Source organism: Massilia agri (assembly GCF_024753255.1).
Lineage (GTDB): Bacteria > Pseudomonadota > Gammaproteobacteria > Burkholderiales > Burkholderiaceae_D > Telluria > Telluria agri.
Genome location: NZ_JANUHA010000007.1, coordinates 144,430 through 163,140 on the forward strand (window position 1 = coordinate 144,430; position 18,711 = coordinate 163,140).

The following is an 18,711-nucleotide window of genomic DNA, read 5'->3' on the forward strand; positions in this document are numbered from 1 at the left end:
TACGAGGCGGCGCAAGGACAGTGGAACTGTCCGCCGGCCTCGCGGGGATGGTGATCAAATGTCAAAACATTGTAACGCCATCATAGCCGATGGGCAACCCGCAGCCGCCGGGACCGCCCCGCCGGAAGTGCTGCGAAACGCGATCGACCGCTCACGGAGCGAGCGTCACCTGCTGCACGTTCTCGCCGGGGAGCCGGATCCGGAGCCGGCCTGTGGCCGCATCGAAGCCGGCCTGTCGCACGGTCTCGCCGTCGATGCGCACATCCGCGGGCCGCGCCGGGAGTCCGATGAAGGCGACGGCATCGACCCGCTGGTAACCGGCCTTGCGCGGGATGTCCAGCCGCACATCCCGCCCCTGCTGGCGCGCCGTGATCGTGCGCGACATTCCCTGCCGGTAGCCATAGCCATCGCCCGCATCCTGGAAAACGCGTCCGCCACCATCGGCGCCCGTGGCGACCAGCAGCGTCAGGGGCTGGTCCTTCATCTCGCCGGTGTGCTGCGCGACGTCCGCCACCGGCACGATGGCGCCGGCGCGGACGAACAGCGGCAGGCGCTCGAGCGGCGCCGCGATCTTCGCCGTCGTGCCGCCCTTGTGGCGCCGTCCGCTCCACCAGTCGATCCAGGTCTCACCTTGCGGAAAATAGACCTCGCGGCTGCGCTGCCCTTCCTTGATGACCGGCGCCACCAGCAGGTCGGCGCCCAGAAGGAACTGGTCCTCCACCAGGCCGGCGCGCGCATCCGCCGGGTACTCGAACCACAGCGGCCGCATGGGCGGCCTGCCCGTGCGCTCGTTTTCCTCGAACAGCGTGTACAGGTAAGGCAGCAGCTGGTAGCGCAGCTCGATGGCGGCGCGGTTGATGCGTTCGTACTCCGGCCCGAAAGCCCAGGGTTCGCGCGGCGCCGAGACGTCGTTCGAGTGCGTGCGGAAGTATGGCGTCAGCGCGGCCGCCTGCATCCAGCGCGCGTGCAGTTCGGCGCTCGGGCTGCCCATGAAGCCGCCGACGTCGGCGCCGACGAAAGGCACGCCCGACACCGACAGGTTGGCCAGCATCGGGATGGTGAGTGCGAGGCTGCCCCAGGTCGGCGAATTGTCCCCGGTCCAGACCGCCGCATAGCGCTGCACGCCGGCGAAACCGGCGCGGGTGAGCACCATCGGGCGTTTCTCGGGACGCAGCTTCTTCAAGCCCTCGAAGCTGGCGCGCGCCATCTGCATGCCGTAGACGTTGTGGTACTGCGCATGGCTGCCCGGCCGGCCGTCGCCGTCGTGGCGCACGTCGAGCGGGAAGGTGCGGTGCGGGCCGAGGGGAATCTCGGGCCCCTTGAAGTCGTCCGGCGGGAAGACGCCCGGTTCGTTCATGTCGTTCCAGAAGCCGTCCACGCCCAGGTCGAGGGCCGATCGATACAGGCTGCCGAACCAGTCACGCGCCGCTTTTGACGTGAAGTCCGGGAAGGCGCAGATGCCGGGCCAGACTTTCTCATGCAGCTCGCTGCCATCCGGCCTGCGCACGAAATGGCCCCCTGCCCGGCCGCTCTGGTAGATCGGGAAGTCCGGGTCCAGCTTGATGCCCGGGTCGACGATGGTCACGGCGCGGAAGCCCTGCTGGTGCAGGCTGTCCAGCATGGTCTTCGGCGCGGGGAAGGTCTTGGCATTCCAGGTGAAGACGCGGAAGCCGTCCATGTGGTCGATGTCGAGGTAGAGCACGTCGGCCGGGATGCGGCGCTGGCGGAACTGCCGCGCGACGTCCAGCACCTTCTCCTGGTTCATGTAAGACCAGCGCGACTGGTGGTAGCCCAGCGACCACAATGGCGGCAGCGCGCCGCGTCCGGTCAGGGCCGTGTAGTCGCGCAGCACGCCAGCGGGCGTGCGTTCGGCGCCCCCCGTGAACACGTAGTAGTCCAGTTCCCCGCCCTTGGCCCCGAAGCTGTAGCGGTGCGGGTCGAGCTTGCCCATGTCGAACCAGCTGCGCCAGGTATTGTTGAAGAACAGGCCATAGCTGCGGCCTTCGTGCAGGGCGATGAAGAAGGGAATCGCCTGGTAGGAGGGGTCGTGGCCCGCCGGGTAGTCCGGCACGTCGGCGTTCCACATCACCATGGCCTGCTGGTGGCGCGACATCGGGAAGGTCTTCTCGCCGAAGCCGTAATACAGCTCGTAGTCGTCGCGGCGCATCGAGGTTTCGACCGAGCCGTCGACCGGGTTGAAGGCCATGGGACGCGCCGGGTCCGCACCGACGACCAGCCGGCCGGCGCTATCGTAGACCGAGACCGCGAGTTCGGGCGATCGGCGGATCGTCACCCGGTTGCCGCTGCTGGAGCGCAGCTCGGTTACCTCGCCCTTGCCGCTCAGCGTCGCCCGCGAGGCGGGCGGCGTCCCCTCGATGGCATACGAGACGTCGGGAGCGAAGCTGCCGGTGGGGCTCATCCGCACGCGCACCACGTCCGGGGTGACGAAGCCGATGCGCACCAGTGCGCCGCTGGACAGGCGCAGCTCCACGCCGTCGGGGGACGGACGGCTGTGCACGACGGCGCCCGCGGTACGCAGTGCGGCCGCGGCGGGAATGGCGGCAAGGGCCAGCAGCAAGCAGGCCGCGGCGTGGACGGTTCTACTGGATCGCATCGAAGATGACCTTTCTTTCGGGAGCAATGAATTCGCGCGCCAGGGTGATGGGCGCGATCGCGGACCAGCCGCAGAAATCGGGTTTGGCGGGCTGCCCGGCCTGCACCGCGTCCGGGGCCAGGTTCTCCCAGAAGGTGCCGGTGCGTTGATAGACCTCCGCCACGCAGTCGTAGTAGCGGCGCGCCAGCCTGGCGGCCAGCGCGTGCCGGCCATAACGTTGCAGGCCGCGGATCACCATGTAGTTGGTCGGCGCCCACACCCCGCCCAGCCAGTAGGCGCCCTCGGGCGCGAAGCCCGGCTGGTCGGCGGGATAACTCGCGACCGGCACCGTGCGCCAGAAGCTGGCCGGATCGACCAGTGCGCGCAGCAGCGGCGCCACGCGTTCAGGTGGGACCACGCCGGCCGCCATCGTCCAGAACATGCCGACGTGCTTGCGCCGGATCTGCCTGCCGTAGCCCAGGTCGTAATAGAAGCCGTCTTCCTCGTGCCAGCAGTGCGCATTGATCGCCTTCTTCATCGCGGCGTGAAAATGCCGCAGGCCGGGGACATCGCCGGTACGCCCGATCAACCGGGCGATGCGGGCAAGGTTCTCCGCACACAGGGCCATCTGGGCCGAGGTGTCGACCGCCCGCCCCTGCACGTTCCAGGCGGGGTCCAGGCCGCGATAATCGAAAGGCAGGGCGTCGCGCGGCGCCAGCACGATGCCCTGCCCGTCGTCCTGCCACCCTTCCGGATGGCGCGGGATATTGTCCATGCCCGAGCCGAGCGCATCGTTGAAGCACAGCCCGTCCTCGCGCACCAGATAGGCGGCAAGGTAGTCGAAGTGGCGCTTCAGGGCCGGATACACGCGACGCAGGCGCGCCAGGTCGCCGCTCTGCCCGAACAATTCGAGTTCGGCGAAGGCGAGCAAGGGTGGATTGATCGAGACGGGGTGGGCCTTGGGCCACACCGGCCTGCCGTTGGCGTCGTACTCGCGGCAGATGTAGCCGTCGGCTTCCTGCAGCGCATGGAAGTTGTCGAGCGCATTGGCGATCGGCAGCAGCTCGGGATGGTATTTCGCGTAGCAGGCGATGAAGCAGGTATCCCAGAGGAAGATATTGCTGCTGAAGGCCGCATCGACGAAGGGCTTGCCGAACACCGAGTCGCCGGCGGGACGGACATGGCGGCGGGCGCTGGCCAGCGCCGCGCGGTACATGGCGTCGACCAGCGCGGCAGGCGGCGACGTCGGCGCAAGCGAGCAGCCGGCCAGGCCGGCGCCCGCCAGCGCCAGCAGCAGGCGCCGCCGTCCGCACGGGTCGCGCGAGGCGTCGGGCGGCAGGCCCGCTTGCAGGGGCCGCCCTCCTCGCATCAGAGCTGTGCGCCCTTGCCGTACAGGTTCGCGTACTTCAGGCCGAAGTACAGGATGAAGGCATAGCAGGCTGCCGGCACCAGGAAGGACGTCTGCACGCTGATGCCGTCCGCGAAGAAGCCCTGCACGAAGGGCACGATGGCGCCGCCGACGATGGCCATGCACAGGATGCCCGAGGCCTGGCCGGTGAACTTGCCGAGCTTGAACAGGGCCATGCTGAAGATGGTCGGGAACATGATCGAGTTGAACAGGCCGACGGCGATGATCGCCCACATGGCCGCCTGGCCCTGGCCGAAGACGGCGAACAGGATCAGCGCGATCGAGGCCGCCGAATTGAAGGCCAGCGCCTTGCCCGGGCTGACGTAGCGCATGGCGGCGAAGCCGATGAAGCGGCCGATCATGGCGCCGCCCCAGTAGAAGCTGACGTAGTGGGCCGCGTCCGCGTGCGACAGGCCGGCGATGGTCGGCTCGGCGAAGAAGTTGATCAGGAAGCTGCCGATGCTGACCTCGGCGCCGACGTAGACGAAGATGCCGATGGTGCCCAGCAGCAGATGGCGATGCGCCAGCACCGAGCCCTTGGCCTCCTCACCCGCGTTCTGCACCGGATCGTCCGCGTGCACGATCTTCGGCAGGCGCACGAGGGCGAACAGCACGGCCAGCACCAGCAGCGCGCCGGCCAGCACCAGGTAAGGGCCCTGCACGCTGGCCGCCTGGGCCGCGCGGTAGGCGGCCTGCTCGACTGCCGGCAGCTTGGCCAGCTCTTCCACGCCCATCACGCTGCCCGACAGGATCAGGATGCCGCCCAGGGCCGGCGCCACGGTCGTGCCCAGCGAGTTGAAGGCCTGGGTGAGCGTGAGGCGGCTGGAGGCATTCCTGGCGTCGCCCAGCACCGTCACGAAAGGATTGGCCGCCACCTGCAGGATCGTGATGCCGGCGGCCAGCACGAAGAAGCCGAACAGGAACAGCGCATAGCCGCTGTTGGCGGCCGGGTAGAACAGTCCGCAGCCGATGGCCGCGACCACCAGGCCGGCGACGGCGCCGTTCTGGTAGCCGATGCGCTTGATGAGCGCGCCGGCCGGCAGCGACACGATGAAGTAGGCACCGAAGAAGCAGAACTGCACCATCATCGCCTGCACGTAGCTCAGGGTGTAGAGCTCCTTCAGGTGCGGAATCAGGACGTCGTTCAGCGCCGTCAGCAGACCCCACATGAAGAACAGGATGGTGATGATGACGAGCGGGCCCGTGGTGCCGGCCTGCGTGGTCGGGTGCGGCAGCGTCGTCGTCGTCGGCTGCGGAATGTTTGCCATGTGAAGTCTCCTGAATATTTATACGTACAGCATGCACATCGCCCCGGCGCGGGCCGGGGCGATGGTCTTGAAGCTAACGATTACTGCGCGACGCCTGCGGGCGGGTTCGGCAGGTCCTTGGCCCGGGTGCCCCAGCCCGCGGTGTCCGGCTGCGCCGACAGCCCGTACTGCAGGGTGCCGGCCTGTTGCAGCTGCTCCCAGTCCAGCCACACGCGCTGTACCGGCTTGCCGGCATAGCTCACGGACTTGACGAACTGGCGCACGCCCGGCTTGGCGCCCGGCGCCTCGATGCGCAGCACGCCGCCCTTCGGCAGGTCGATCTCGGCCTTGGCAAAACGCGGCGCATGCAGCAGGAAGCGGCCACTGCCCGGAGTGTCCGGGTAGATGCCCAGCGCGCTGAACAGGTACCAGGCCGACATGGTGCCCAGGTCGTCGTTGCCGGTCACGCCGCCGGCGCCGTTGGTGAACAGGGTCTCGGCCGCGCGCAGCACCGTGGTGGTCTTCCAGGGCTGGCCCATCAGGGTGTACATCCAGGGAGCGTGCAGGTCGGGCTCGTTGTTCGGGTTGTAGCGGAACTGGGCGTAGTAGCTGTACGGACCCACGACCCAGGACTTGCGCACCGCGTTCGGGTCGGCCACCAGGGCGTCGTAGTCGAAGAACTGGTCGAGGCGGCCCAGGGCCTGCTTGGCGCCGCCCATGGCGGCTGCCAGGCCCGGCACGTCCTGCTGCACCAGCCACTGGTACTGCCAGGCGGTGCCTTCATGGAAGCCATGGTCGCCGCGCGGGTCGAAGCCGCTGCCGACGTCCGCGAACCAGCTGCCGTCCTCGAGGCGCGGACGCGGGAAGCCCTTCTGGCCGGTCGGCGCATCGACCACGCTCGGGTCCCAGATCTTCTTCCAGTTCAGGGCGCGCTGCGACAGGATCTTTGCGTCCTCGTTCTTGCCCAGGGCCTTGGCCATCTGCGCCAGTGCGCTGTCGGCCAGTGCGTATTCCAGGGTCGCCGAGGCGCCATGGTGCGGGTCGGTATCCATGCCCTTCGAGATGAAGCTGCGGTCATACTGCACGAAGCCCTGGCGCAGGTAGCTCGGGTTGCCCGAACGGCCCTGCGGGCGGATGGCAAAGGCCGGCACGCCGAAGGCGTTCTCGCGCAGGGCGGCATAGGCTTCCTTCTCGCGGCCCTTGAGGGCGCCATAGCGCCACAGGTCGACCATGAACGGGGTCACCGGGTCGCCGGTCATGATGTTGGTTTCGAAGTTGGCGTAGCCCCAGCGCGGCAGCCAGCCGCCCTGCTCGCGGATCTTCAGCACCGAGTTGGCGATGTCGCGTGCGCGCTGCGGACGCAGCAGGGCGATCAGCTGGTTCTGGGCGCGGTAGGTGTCCCACAGCGAGAAGTACTCGTAGTAGGTCCAGTCCTTGGCGGTATGGATCTTGTCGTCGTAGCCGCGGTAGCGGCCGTCGGCATCGTTGCCGGTCATCGGCTGCAGCAGGGCGTGGTAGAGCGCGGTGTAGAACACGGTGCGATCATCATTTGAGCCGCCCTCAATGCGCACGCTGCCCAGCTCGCGCTGCCATTCGGCTTGCGATTTGGCTTTCATCGCATCGAAGGTGATCGGCTGGCCGTTCGCCATGCCGTCGGCCTTCAGGTTGATGCGCGCGCCTTCCGCATCCACGTGCGAGATCGCGCTCACCGCGGTGACGGCCTTGCCGTTCTTCAGGTCGAAGCTCAGCCAGACGCCGTGCGGCTTGGCCTCGCCGTTCTGGCTCGGGCCGTCCACGCCGGGCCAGCCGCCGCGGTCGTCCCAGATGCCCTTGGCAACGAAAGGCTGGTCGAACTGGATGCGGAACCAGGTCGTGTACTTGGCGCCGCCACAGAAACTCTTGGTGACGATCTGGCCTTCGACGCTGCGGTCGTCGACGATCTTCACCTGGCTGCCGATGACGGAATGGCGCTCGTTGGCCTGGCCCAGGTTGAGCAGCACGTGGCCGGTCGCGGTCTTGTCCGAGAAGGTGTAGCGCTCGGCGGCGGCGCGGGTCAGCGCCGTCGCTTCGGCGGTGATGCCGCCGTAGCTGGTGAGCTTCACCTTGTAGTAGCCGGCCTGGCCGACTTCGCCGTCGTGGGTGTATTCGGCGGCGTACTTCTTGTGGTCGAAGCTGCCTGGTTTACTGGTATCGAAATCGCCGCCCGGCTTGATGCTGCCGGTCACCGGCAGCACGGACAGCTGGCCGCCCTGCTCCCAGCAGCCGGCGCCGGAGACGAAGGAGTGGCCGAAGCCGCGGATGCGCTTGTCGCTGTAGCGGTAGCCGGCGTAGTGGTCGGCGATCGGGCTGACCTGGATCTTGCCGAAGGGCGCCGAGGCGCCGGGGAAGGTGTTGCCTTCGTCCTGGGTGCCGATGAAGGTGTTCACGGGCGTGGTGTTGGCGGTTGCCGCCGACAGGGGCAGAGGTAGGGCCAGGACCACAAGGGCGAGGCCCAGGGCGGGAGCAAAACGGGTTTGACGCATCACGATACTTCTCCTTCGAGCAGTTCGAACAATTGGTGCATGGCCGCTGGGGTCGGCGGCGTGGCGCCCGCTTGCAGGCAGGCGGCGGAACCGGCAGCCAGTGCGGCGTGCAGGTGGGATTGCAGGCTGCGCGCCGGCTGGCGCGACAGGCTGTGCAAGAGGCCGGCGATGCTGGCGTCGCCGGCGCCGACGGTGTCGACCACGGCGACCTTCGGCGCCATCGCGTGAACACGTTCTTCACCGCGGAACAGGCTCGCGCCCTGGCCGCCGCGCGTGAGGAGGAACAGCGCTGCCGGATTCATGGCGCGCAGGCGGGCAAAGGCATCAATCACGCCCAGGCCCGGGAACAGGCCGCGCAGGTCGTCGTCGGACACCTTGATCACGTCGGCGATCGCCGCCAGGGCTTCGAGGGTCGGCGTGTAGCGCTCGTCCATCAGGTTGCGGTAATTCGGGTCGTAGCTGATCGACACGCCCTGGGCCTTCAATTGCTTCGCCAGCGCCACCAGCGTGGACGCCAGCGGCTGGCGCGCCAGGCTGATGCCGCCGAAGTGGGCCCACTGCAGGGCCTCGGTCCAGCCAGCCGGGTATTGGCCCGGGTCGAAATGCAGGTCGGCGCTGTCGTCGCCGATGAAGAAGTAGTGCGGCGGCTCGCTTTTCTCGACGATGGCCAGCAGCGGCGAGCGCGGCACGCGCTGCAGCAGGCGCAGGTCCAGGCCGACTTCCTCGCTGGCCGCCCACAGGGCGTCGCCGAAACGGTCCTGGCTGATGGCGCCGGCGAAGGCGGCCTTCTCGCCCAGGCCGGCCAGCGCGCGCGCCACGTTCCAGGTCGAGCCGCCCACGCGGGCGACCCAGGTGTCATTGCCCTGGTCGATCATGTCGGTGAGCGCCTCGCCGGCGCACAGCATCACGGGTGCCGCAGTCATCGTTACGTCAGTCATATCAAGCCTTCGGCAGCACGGCCACGATGTCGTAGACGGCGCCCATGGTGTGGTAGTCGACCTTGCCGGCCGGGCTCTTCTCGTCGCTCAGCTTGCGGTTCTCGCGGTCGAGGATGCGGTACCAGGCGCCGTGCTGGTGGTCGACCATATGGGTCCAGCTGTAGGCCCAGATGCGGTCGTACCATTCCCAGTAGTAGGCATTGCCGGTGCGCTCGGCCAGCATGGCGGCGGCCGCGGCGCTCTCTGCCTGCACCCAGAAGTACTTGTGCCAGTCGCAGATCTCGAGGCTGGGGGCCAGCGAGTAGCACAGGCCGCCGTGCTCACTGTCCCAGCCCTGCTCCACCGCCACCTTGAACAGGCGCTCGGCGGTCGGCAGCAGCCAGCCCAGGTCTTTCTGCAGCACGCCTTCGGCGCGCGCTTCCAGCAGCAGGAGCAGCTTGGCCCACTCGGTGAAGTGGCCCGGCTGGTAGCCCCAGGGACGGAACAGGTTTTCCGGGTCGTCGATATTGAACTTCCAGTCCGGCTGCCACGCCTGGTCGTAGTGTTCCCAGATCAGGCCACCGCAACGCCCCGCCTGGCGCTGGGTGATGTTGTAGGCGACCGTGTAGGCGCGCTCCAGGTAGCGGGCTTCGCCGGTGGCCTGGTGGGCCGCCAGCAGGGCTTCGACCGAGTGCATATTGGCGTTCTGGCCGCGGTAGGTCGACAGCACGCTCCAGTCCTGGCTCGCCTCATCGGCGTAAAGGCCGTCCGCTTCGCTCCAGAAGCGGCGCTCCATCAGCTCGAAGGCTTCGCCGATCCAGGGACGGGCTTCCTCCACGCCGGCCATGGTGGCGTGCGAGTAGGCCAGCAGCACGAAGGCTTCGCCGTAGGCGTGCTGGGTGCCGTCTTCGATCTTGCTCCCGTCGAGCATCCAGGCATAGCCGTCGCCATCCGGCGCACGGTGCGCCTCGCGCACGAAACGCACCGCGTGCTTCAGGCCCTCGAGGTAGGCCGGGTCCTGGAAGTGGCGGTAGGCCATCGCATAGGTGAACACGAAACGCGTGCTGCTCACCAGGTGGCGGTGGGTGGCGTCGTAGACCGCGCCGTCGTCCTTGAAATAGTGGTACATGCCCCCTTGGGGGTCGATCGCGCGCGGATGGTAGAAGCGCATCGTGTGGCGCGCGTGGTCGAGCAGGACGTCCGGGCTGCGGAAGTTCGGGAGAGTGGTCATATTGTCGTGTGGGGTCGGGTGGGGACTAATCGTCGTAACTGCTCTCGCGCACGATCATCTCGACCGGCACGGTAATCTGGGATGGCTGTTCGTCCGGCTTGTGCAGCAGGAGATCGACCCCGGCCCGGCCCAGCGCTTCCTTGTCGACGCGTACCGTGCTCAATGGGGGAATCGCGGCAGCCGCCGCGGCGATGTCATCGAAGCCGACGATCGCGATGTCGTAGGGGACCTTCAGGCCTTCGTTCAGGCAGAACTTCATGGCGGTCAGCGCCGTGCTGTCGTTGTAGCAGAACACCGCGTCGGCGCGCTTCGGAAGAGCGAGCAGGCTGCGCATGGCTTCGGCCACGGCCTCGTCGCCCTCGCCCATCGAGGGCACGATGACTTCGAGGTCGGGGTCGGCGTGGACCTTGGCGTCGAACAGGGCCTGGCGGAAGCCCCGGTTGCGCTGCTGGATGCTGTAGTGGGCCAGCGAGCCGGAGAGCATGGCGATGCGCTTGCGGCCGGTGCGCAGCAGGTGCTGGGTGGCGAGGTAGCCGCCGCGCAGGTTGTCCGGATTGACCGAGGTGAAGCCGCGCCGGTGCATGTCGACCAGCACCATAGGCTTGCCGACCTGCTGCAGGGCGGCCAGCACTTCGGGTTCGAAGAAGCCGGCGCAGATGATGGCGTCGGGCTGGTGCAGGCGAATCTGGCCCAGCACCGGTTCGGCCGGGCCGACCGCGATGAAGGACAGGGCCACGCCCTCGCGGCGGCAGGCCTCTTCGGCGCCGTGCAGGACGGGTGAGAAGAAGGGACTGGAGGCCAGGGTGTTGTGCTGGCTGTGGAGCAGGAAGGCGATGCGGCGGATGCGGCCCTTCTTCAGCTGCGAGAAGTCATAGCCCAGGCGCAGGGCCGCTTCGCGCACCTTGTCGCGGGTGACTTCGGTCATGCCGGCCTGGTTCTTCAGCGCGCGCGAGACCGTGCCGATCGACAGGCCGGTGGTTTCCGCGATGTCGCGCAGGGTTACCTGGCTCATGGCCGCACCTCAAGGCGCCGGCCATGCAGCGAAATGACGTGCATGAAAGGTCTCCAGTCTTTGTTTTATTAAACGCGTTTTTCACCGCGTCTTCCTGCTGTCGGAGGGCGCCTTCGCGCCACTCCTTTTCATAGTCGGTTTTTATATCAGCCGCGTTTTGGCAGCGTCAACCGCAGTTGCGTAAAGCGCGGCTTTTTTAGCTTATTTTTAGTAAACAAACTTTTGTTAATAGGTGATGTCTTTTGTCAGGGTTTGCAGGCGCAAGCCCTTGCGCAAGGCGGCCAGGCCGGCCTTCGACGACACGCGCAGGCTGACGCGTTCCCCCGGCAGCAGGGTCAGGGCGTTATCCGACACCTCGGCCTCGCCCGCATCGACCCACAGGCCCCGCACCAGGGCCGCCGCCTGCAGCTCGAGCACATAGGCGCCGTCCTTGCTGCGCCATTGCGCCTGCAGGCCGGGCTCCTGCCATGCCATGTCCTTGGCCGCCTTGAAGTACACCACGCGGCGCGAAGCCGGCTCGCCCTCCGCGCGCAGCTCGAAGACCGCCACGGTGGATGCCGGGTCGGCCCGGCCGAGCAGGTCGGCGTCCAGGTAGTCCGCGACCCTCGATGCCGACAGCGGCGCCATCTCGACCGGCTTGCGCTCGTCGCGCAGGATCGCGCCGTCGAGCGTCATCACGCGCAGGCGCAGTTCGCCGCGCACGGCCTGGGCGCGGTCGTTCAGCAGGTGTACCTGCGTCTTCCCGGCCGCATTGCGCAGCGCGGACACCGCCACCGGCGCGAAGAAGCGGCGCGCATGGAACTGCAGCGCCTTCCAGCGCCCGAACCAGTCCACGCTGGACCAGGAAGCGCCCGGCCACACGTCGTTCAGCTGCCAGTAGAGGGAACCCATGGTGAAGGGACGGCTGGCGCGGTGGTGCAGGGCCGCCAGCTCGATGCCCTCGGCCTGCATCACCTGGCTCAGGTAGATGAAGCGGCCGAAATCCTGCGGCTCGCCGAATTCCTCCTTCACATATTTCATCAGGCGTTCATTGCCTTTACCGGCCAGGAACTTCTGGTGCGCCTCGATCACCGGCGTCGCCACGCCCTGCTCCGCGCGCTTGGCGAAGGCGTCGACCGTGCGCTGCACCGGCCAGGCCTGCAGGCCGTACTCGGACATGAAGCGCGGCGTGATCTCCAGGTATTTGGTGACCGGATGGGCCGGGTTGCCCCAGACTTCCCAGTAGTGCATATCGCCGCTGGCCGGGGTGTTGGCGACTTCCGCCAGGTCGTCGCCCGGAGAACTGGACCAGTAGCCGATGCCGCCGGCTTCCTCCGCCACGACCTGGCGCAGGTCGCCGCCGAAGAGCTGCACATAGCCCTTCCAGACCTTGTCGGCGAAGGCGGGATCGGCCTTCTTGAGGTCCTTGCCGTGCCCCCAGTACTTCCACGCGATCTCTTCCTCGTTGTTGCCGCACCAGAGCACGATGCTCGGGTGGTTGCGCAGGCGCCGCACCTGGTCGCGCGCCTCCGCCACCACGCTGGCGCGGAAGCCATCGTCGTAGGCCGGCTGCATGCCGCCGCCGAACATGAAGTCCTGCCAGACCATCAGGCCCAGCTCGTCGGCCAGCTCGAAGAAATCGTCGTTCTCGTAATAGCCGCCGCCCCAGCTGCGCAGCATGTTCATGTTGGCGTCGCGCGCCGATTCGAGCACGCGGCGCAGCTGCGCCCTCGTCACCCTTGGCTGGAACATGTCGAAGGGGATGGTGTTCGCGCCCTTGGCGAAGACCGGGATGCCGTTCACGAGGAAGTAGAAGCTCTTGCCCTTCTCGTCCGGGTCGCGCCGCAACTCCACGCTGCGCAGGCCGGTGCGCGCGGCCAGCCTGGCCACGGTCGCCTTGCCCTCGCCGACTTCCAGCTCGTAGCGGTACAGCGGCTGGGCGCCGTAGCCGTTCGGGAACCAGCGCTGCGGCTGGTCGATCCGGACCGGCAGTTCGATGCGGTTGGCGCCCGCACGCAAGCTCGCTTCCCGCTGCGCCGCCAGGCTCCGCTTGCCGCCCGGCGCGGTCTGCCACAGGCGCAGCGTGACCGCGCCATCGCGCACCGCGTCCAGCGTGGCGATCGCGGCGACGTCGGCGCGCGCCGCCTCCGCGCGGTCCTGGCGCAGCTGCAGGTCGTCGATGCGGACCGCATCCCAGCTTTGCAGCACGACGGGCTTGTTGATGCCGGCAGTGACGTAGCGCGGCCCCCAGTCCCAGCCGTAATGGTAGGCCGGCTTGCGCGCGAAGTTGCCCGTCATCGCGTCCTTCGGTTCGTCGCCATAAGGAGATGGGTAGTTGCCGGCGATCTTGTGCGGCATCGCCTGTACCTGCGGCAGCAGGGTCGCGATCGGCGAGCGGAACACGATGCGCAGCTCGTTGCCTTTGGCGCGCAGCTTGCCCTGGACCGGCAGCCGCCAGCTGCGGTGGGCGTTGTCGGCCTTCAGGAGCTGCTCGCCATTGAGCCAGACCTCGGCATAGGTATCGAGGCCCTTGAATACGAGGTCGCTGCGCGCCCGTCCCAGGAGCTCGCGCGGCGCATCGAAGCGGGTCTGGTATTCCCAGTCCGCCAGGCCGATCCATTGCAGGCCGGCCTCGGGGGCGCCGACATAGGGGTCGGCGATGACCTTGTGCGCCAGCAGGTCGGTGTGCACGGTGCCCGGCACGCTCGCCGCGCGCCATGGCGCCGCTTCCGGATGGGCGCCCGCCTGGGCGCTGCCCGGCAGCAGGCGGAAGGTCCAGCCCTTGTCGATGAGGATCTGGCCGGGCGCCGCCGCCATGGCCGAGGCGGTGGCGATGGCCAGCACGGCGCCGAGCAGCAGGCGCGCGACAGGGCCCAGCAATGGACGCTTGTTCATGGCGTGTTCGCTTTCCAGTAACGGTCGATCCACTCCTGGTGGGTCGGCATGGTGGAGACGGCACGCGCAAGGAGCGTGCGGATGCCTTCGACGTGCTCGACGAGCTTCTCTTCCGGCATCTCGTCGACGATCGGGTGGTAATTCTGCGGAACGATGCGCTGCCCCAGCATCACCTGCACCCAGCTCGGCAGCGCGAAGAAATCCTCGCCGTTGCGGAAGTAGCGTCCGTCATAGCGGAACAGGTCCATCGCTTCACGCAGGCTGTCCGGCACCGACATGGTGCGGCAGTAGTCCCAAAAGGGCGTGTCGTCGCGCTCGGTGGCGTGGTAGTGCAGGATCAGGAAGTCGCGCACGCGTTCGTACTCGAAGGCCGATTCGCGGTTGTAGCGATCGATGAGCAAGGGGCTCATGTCGCGCGTCGGGAACAGGCTCAGCAAACGCGTGATGCCCGACTGCGCGAGATAGATGCTGGTCGACTCGAGCGGCTCCAGGAAGCCGCTGGCCAGGCCGAGCGCCACGACGTTCTTGTTCCAGAACTTGTTGCGCATGCCGGTGGTGAAGCGCAGCGGGCGCGGATCGGCCAGGGCCTTGCCGTCCAGGTTCGCAAGCAGCGTGCTTGCCGCCTCATCGTCGCTGATGTATTTGCTCGAATAGACATAGCCGTTGCCCGTGCGGTGCTGCAGCGGAATGCGCCACTGCCAGCCGGCCTCGCGCGCGGTCGACTTCGTGTATGGCGTGATCGGATCGACCTTCTCGCTGGGCACGGCCATCGCGCGGTCGCAGGGCAGCCAATGCGACCAGTCGACGTAGCCGGTCTTGAGGGTTTCTTCGATGAGCAGCCCGCGGAAGCCCGAGCAGTCGATGAACAGTTCACCCTCGACGAGCTGGCCGTTCTCCAGCACCAGCGACTCGACGAAGCCATTGTCCGCGCGTTGGTTGACCCTGACGATCTTGCCTTCGATGCGCTGCACGCCGCGCTGCTCCGCCAGCTCGCGCAGGAAGCGCGCGTAGAGCGTCGCATCGAAGTGGTAGGCATAGGCGATGTCGGCCAGGGGCGAGCCCGGCGGCGCGCTCCTGTCGCCCGGCGCGACCCGGCCTTGCGGCGCCATCACCGTCTGCGCCGAGTACGCGCCGATCGGCGCGGCGCGTCCTTGATGGTGCAGCTTGAGCCAGAACTGGTGGAAGGGCAGCGGCCCCACGGCGCGGCCGATGGTGCCGAAACCGTGCAGATAGCTGTCGCCGAGCCTGGCCCAGTCATTGAACTCGATGCCCAGCTTGACGGTGGCGTGGGTGCGCTTGACGAAGTCGGCTTCGTCGATGCCCAGCCACTGGCCGTTGAACATGCGGATATGGGGGACACTCGCCTCCCCCACGCCGACGATGCCGATTTCCTCGGACTCGACCAGGCGAACGGTGGCGCTCTTGCCGAGATAGGTGACGAGGCTTGCCGCGGCCATCCAGCCCGCACTGCCGCCACCGACGACCGTGATTGAACGGATGCGGTTCTGCTTTTCCATGATTGTCCCAAACGAAGACGGCCTTGCCGGAACAACCGGCAAAGCCTGGGAAAAAGACTCCCCGGCCAGCAGCACCGGGGAGGAAACGGAAAGGCTTAGAACTTGTAGTTCAGGCCCACGTAGGCGACACGTCCGGCGTAACCGTTCGAGTAGAAGCGGTCCTTGGTGTCGTTGCCCAGGTAGGAGCGGGTCTCTTCCTTCGTCAGGTTCAGGATCGACGCGGTCAGGCTGAGCTGCTTGGTGAAGTTGTAGGCAGCGTTCAGGTCGATCTGGCTGTACGGCTCGTCATACACGTTCAGGCCGTTCTGCAGGCCGTTCACGACTTCGCCGCGGCGATTGTACGAAGCACGCAGCAGCATCTTGTCGTTCGAGTAGAACAGCGTGACGTTGGCCTGGTTCTTCGCGCTGCCGACCAGCGGCGACGTGCCGATCTCGGTGCCATCTTCCAGCGTGATGGCGGCCTGGTTGGTCTTGTTGTAGGTGTAGTTCACCTGGAAGCCGATGCCATTGGCGAAAGTATGTTGCGCATACAGTTCGACGCCCTTCGACACCGCGTCACGCCCGCCCGCGCTGGTCGAATAGTTCTGCACGGTGACGGAATCTCCGCCCACGTTCAGCTGGACGTCACGCACGACGGGCACCGAGAAGTTCTTCACGTTCTTCCGGAACAGGCCGCCACCCAGCACCGAGCCGCGCTGGAAGTACCACTCCAGGCCCAGGTCGTACTGGTCGGCCTGGTACGGTTCCAGGCTCTTGTTGCTGCCCGAACCGAACCAGCCCTGCTGGTCGCCGCCACCGATCAGGCGGCGGTCGTTGACGTACTCCTGGCTGTAGTAGTTCAGGCCACCCGGCGACGCGATGCTGCTGTAGCTCGGGCGCGCGATCACCTTCGATGCGGCGCCGCGCAGCAGCAAGGTGTCGCTCAGGTCGTAGGCCAGGTTCAGGCTCGGCAGCACGTCGTTGTAGGTGCGGTCCAGCGCGCTGACCACGAAGGTCGACACGTGGCGGGTCGCCGGGTTGGTCTGGCTGTCAGGCAGGACGGTGAATCCGCTGATGCAACCCGAGCCGCTTGGTGCGCCGGTGGCCGGTGCGCCGCCCGGGAGGCAAGGCGCCGGACGGCCGTCGGGACCGTTGAAGAAGTAGTCGTTGTAATAGTCGACCTGGTCGGTCGAATCCGCGTGCTGCTTGGTGCGCACGTAGCGCAGGCCGATGTTGCCGCGCAGGCGTTCGGTCTTGATCTTGATATTGGCCTGGAAGTACAGTGCGCTGATCTCCTCCTCGACGTTGTACACGAAGTTGTCTTCGTTACGCGTCTGCATCTCGCCATAGGTATTGTTCAGGTGCGCGATATAGGCCGGGAAGTTAATGCCCGGGAAAGCGCTGGCATTGATGGCGCCGACGATGTTCGGCAGCGACTCGCCGTACATGAACTCCGGACGGAACTTGTTGGCGTTGGTGTCGCAGCCGTTCTGGTAGCGGTTGTCGTAGCCGGTCAGGCCCTTGCAGGTCCAGTAGTTGTTGCCGGTGCTGCGGCTGATGCCGCCGTCGCGGTACTTGGCGCCGAACTGCACCGAATCCAGCCAGTTGCTGTCGGCATGCCAGGTGAAGTCGGCCTGGGCGAAGTTCTGCTCGTTGCTGTTCTTGGTCCACGAGGATGCGGTCGAGCCGAGGTCGATCTCGGCGATGCCGTTGCGCAGGTTGGCCATCAGCTGCGGCGAGAAGGTCATGCTCGGAGTGCCCGCCAGGCTCCAGGACGTAGCGGTGTTACCCAGCGCCCAGCTGCCGTCGGCGTTCTGCATGCGCGGCTTCATCGGCGCGGAGAACTGCAGCTCCGGACCGCCCCTGGCCCAGGTGCGGCCAGCCTTGAAGGTGGCGTCCAGCGACTGGCCCTTCCAGTCGACTTCGAAGTCGAAGGCTTGCGACAGCGACTTCTCGCGGTTGTAGGAACCGGTGATCTGCGGGGTCGGCACGGTGCAGTCGTCCGGACCCCAGCCGCCCGGCGCCTGGCCGTTGGCGGCGGCCTGGGCTTCGCTGCAGTAGTAGGCCTTGCCCGGATGCATGCTGTAGTTGGCGCCGGTGACGATGGTGCCGCTCGGGTCGAAGGTCAGGCCGTCGAGCAGGCGGCCGCCCGGCCAGTTGCCGTCGCCGCTGTAGCGGGCCAGGTTCCACTCCGGCACCTTCAGGGTATTGGTCTGCGAATTCTGCTTCAGGTCGAAGCGGAAGTAGTTCGCGGTCATGTTCAGGTTGCGCAGCGGCTTGAACTGCAGGGTGATCTGGCCGCCCTTGCGTTCGCGCTCTTCTTCGCGGACGTTGAAGTTGACCGAGGTCGGCATCATGAAGTTGGTGTAGTACTTGCCGTTCTGGTCATAGAAGCCCGACTCGCCCCACCAGTAGGAGGTCAGGTCCGAAGGCTTGCCGTTGACGTCGGTCGCCGGGTGGCCGTCGTAGTCGTCGCCGTACCACTGCCAGTTCTCGGTGCTCGTGCTCATGGTGCGCACGGTGCGCTTCTGCTGGGTGAAGCCGACCAGCACGCCGAAACGGTTGCTCTTGTCGTGCCAGGCGTACTGGCCGGAGATCTGCGGATCGGTCTTCTTGGTGGTGTCGGCCCAGGTGCCTTCCATGTTGACGAAGCCGCTGCCCGACTCGACGTCCAGCGGACGGCGGGTGCGCAGGATGACGGTGCCGCCGATGCCGCCTTCGTCGAGGCGCGCTTCCGGCGTCTTGTACAGCTCGGCGCTGCCCAGCATGTTCGAGGGCATCAGGGTGTAGTTGAAGGAACGGGTCGGATCGCCGTTCGATTCGGCGGTGGCGATGTAGTTGCCGTTCAGCTGGGTCAGCGTCAGCTCCGACGACAGGCCGCGCACGCTGACGTTCTTGCCTTCACCGCCGCTGCGGGTGACGACCACGCCCGGCACGCGCTGCAGCGCGTCCGCGACGTTCTTGTCCGGGAATTTGCCCACGTCTTCGGCGGTGACGACCTCGACGATCGAGTTGGCATCGCGCTTCTGGTCGAGGCTCTTCTCGATCGCATAGCGATAGCCGGTCACGACCACGGTGGTCGGCTGGGAGCCGGCGGCCGCCGGGGCGTCGGTGGTCGTCTGGGCCTGGGCGCCCATGCTCAGGAGCGCCATGGCGACCGCGGTGGCGATCGGCGTGGCGCTGATGCGTACGGTGGAACGCACGGCGGGGCGCGATGCAAGAACTTTGCTGAACATCATTTCACATCTCCTTATTGTGCCCTGTGGATGGGCTCTTTATCTGTCGCGACAGGGGGACACTCCCGGCTCGCGGCACACCTGGACCGGCGCCAGCAGGTGCGTTTGGCATCATTTACTAAACGGTGATGCTGGTCGCTCTGCGTCTCTGGGTATGGCACTTCGGTTGTGGCAG

Annotated in this window: 10 protein-coding genes; all 10 read right to left on the reverse strand. The window is 67.0% G+C overall.

Annotated features, from left to right (window positions below; translation table 11 throughout):
• Positions 1-151: 151 nt before the first annotated feature.
• The 10 genes from NX780_RS12260 to NX780_RS12305 all read right to left on the reverse strand — a co-directional run bounded on the left by NX780_RS12260 (position 152) and on the right by NX780_RS12305 (position 18,539).
• Positions 152-2,614, reverse strand: coding sequence for a glycoside hydrolase family 31 protein (locus tag NX780_RS12260; RefSeq protein ID WP_258828139.1), 2,463 nt, complete (start codon positions 2,612-2,614; stop codon positions 152-154).
• A complete protein-coding gene (locus tag NX780_RS12265; RefSeq protein ID WP_258828140.1) occupies positions 2,601-3,962 on the reverse strand; it encodes an MGH1-like glycoside hydrolase domain-containing protein in 1,362 nt (453 codons plus the stop codon). The genes NX780_RS12260 and NX780_RS12265 overlap by 14 nt, the downstream gene beginning before the upstream one ends.
• Positions 3,962-5,269 carry a sugar MFS transporter gene (locus tag NX780_RS12270; RefSeq protein WP_258828141.1) on the reverse strand — a complete coding sequence of 436 codons (1,308 nt, stop codon included), beginning with the start codon at positions 5,267-5,269 and terminating at the stop codon, positions 3,962-3,964. The genes NX780_RS12265 and NX780_RS12270 overlap by 1 nt, the downstream gene beginning before the upstream one ends.
• A gap of 80 nt (positions 5,270-5,349) precedes the next feature.
• Positions 5,350-7,770, reverse strand: a complete 2,421-nt coding sequence (locus NX780_RS12275; protein ID WP_258828227.1) for a GH92 family glycosyl hydrolase — start codon at positions 7,768-7,770, stop codon at positions 5,350-5,352.
• Positions 7,770-8,708, reverse strand: a complete 939-nt coding sequence (locus NX780_RS12280; RefSeq protein ID WP_370663606.1) for a carbohydrate kinase family protein — start codon at positions 8,706-8,708, stop codon at positions 7,770-7,772. Before NX780_RS12280 ends, NX780_RS12275 begins: the two co-directional genes overlap by 1 nt.
• 1 nt (position 8,709) lies before the next feature.
• Positions 8,710-9,918 carry an AGE family epimerase/isomerase gene (locus NX780_RS12285; protein WP_258828142.1) on the reverse strand — a complete coding sequence of 403 codons (1,209 nt, stop codon included), beginning with the start codon at positions 9,916-9,918 and terminating at the stop codon, positions 8,710-8,712.
• 25 nt (positions 9,919-9,943) lie between these two features.
• Entirely contained in the window at positions 9,944-10,930 is a 987-nt protein-coding gene (locus NX780_RS12290; RefSeq protein ID WP_258828143.1) for a LacI family DNA-binding transcriptional regulator, read from the reverse strand.
• A 225-nt stretch (positions 10,931-11,155) separates the two neighbouring features.
• Complete coding sequence (locus tag NX780_RS12295) at positions 11,156-13,804, reverse strand: beta-mannosidase (RefSeq protein ID WP_258828144.1); 2,649 nt, start codon at positions 13,802-13,804, stop codon at positions 11,156-11,158.
• Complete coding sequence (locus tag NX780_RS12300) at positions 13,801-15,321, reverse strand: tryptophan halogenase family protein (RefSeq protein WP_258828145.1); 1,521 nt, start codon at positions 15,319-15,321, stop codon at positions 13,801-13,803. The genes NX780_RS12295 and NX780_RS12300 overlap by 4 nt, the downstream gene beginning before the upstream one ends.
• A 95-nt stretch (positions 15,322-15,416) precedes the next feature.
• Positions 15,417-18,539 (reverse strand): TonB-dependent receptor, encoded by a 3,123-nt coding sequence (locus tag NX780_RS12305; protein ID WP_258828146.1) that lies wholly within the window; start codon positions 18,537-18,539, stop codon positions 15,417-15,419.
• Positions 18,540-18,711 lie beyond the last annotated feature (172 nt).

Coding starts and splice junctions, on each gene's coding strand:
- NX780_RS12295 (WP_258828144.1), bottom strand. CDS start 13,804: ATGAACAAGCGTCCATTGCTGGGCCCTGTCGCGCGCCTGCTGCTCGGC.
- NX780_RS12300 (WP_258828145.1), bottom strand. CDS start 15,321: ATGGAAAAGCAGAACCGCATCCGTTCAATCACGGTCGTCGGTGGCGGC.
- NX780_RS12270 (WP_258828141.1), bottom strand. CDS start 5,269: ATGGCAAACATTCCGCAGCCGACGACGACGACGCTGCCGCACCCGACC.
- NX780_RS12275 (WP_258828227.1), bottom strand. CDS start 7,770: ATGCGTCAAACCCGTTTTGCTCCCGCCCTGGGCCTCGCCCTTGTGGTC.
- NX780_RS12265 (WP_258828140.1), bottom strand. CDS start 3,962: ATGCGAGGAGGGCGGCCCCTGCAAGCGGGCCTGCCGCCCGACGCCTCG.
- NX780_RS12260 (WP_258828139.1), bottom strand. CDS start 2,614: ATGCGATCCAGTAGAACCGTCCACGCCGCGGCCTGCTTGCTGCTGGCC.
- NX780_RS12290 (WP_258828143.1), bottom strand. CDS start 10,930: ATGAGCCAGGTAACCCTGCGCGACATCGCGGAAACCACCGGCCTGTCG.
- NX780_RS12280 (WP_370663606.1), bottom strand. CDS start 8,708: ATGACTGACGTAACGATGACTGCGGCACCCGTGATGCTGTGCGCCGGC.
- NX780_RS12305 (WP_258828146.1), bottom strand. CDS start 18,539: ATGATGTTCAGCAAAGTTCTTGCATCGCGCCCCGCCGTGCGTTCCACC.
- NX780_RS12285 (WP_258828142.1), bottom strand. CDS start 9,918: ATGACCACTCTCCCGAACTTCCGCAGCCCGGACGTCCTGCTCGACCAC.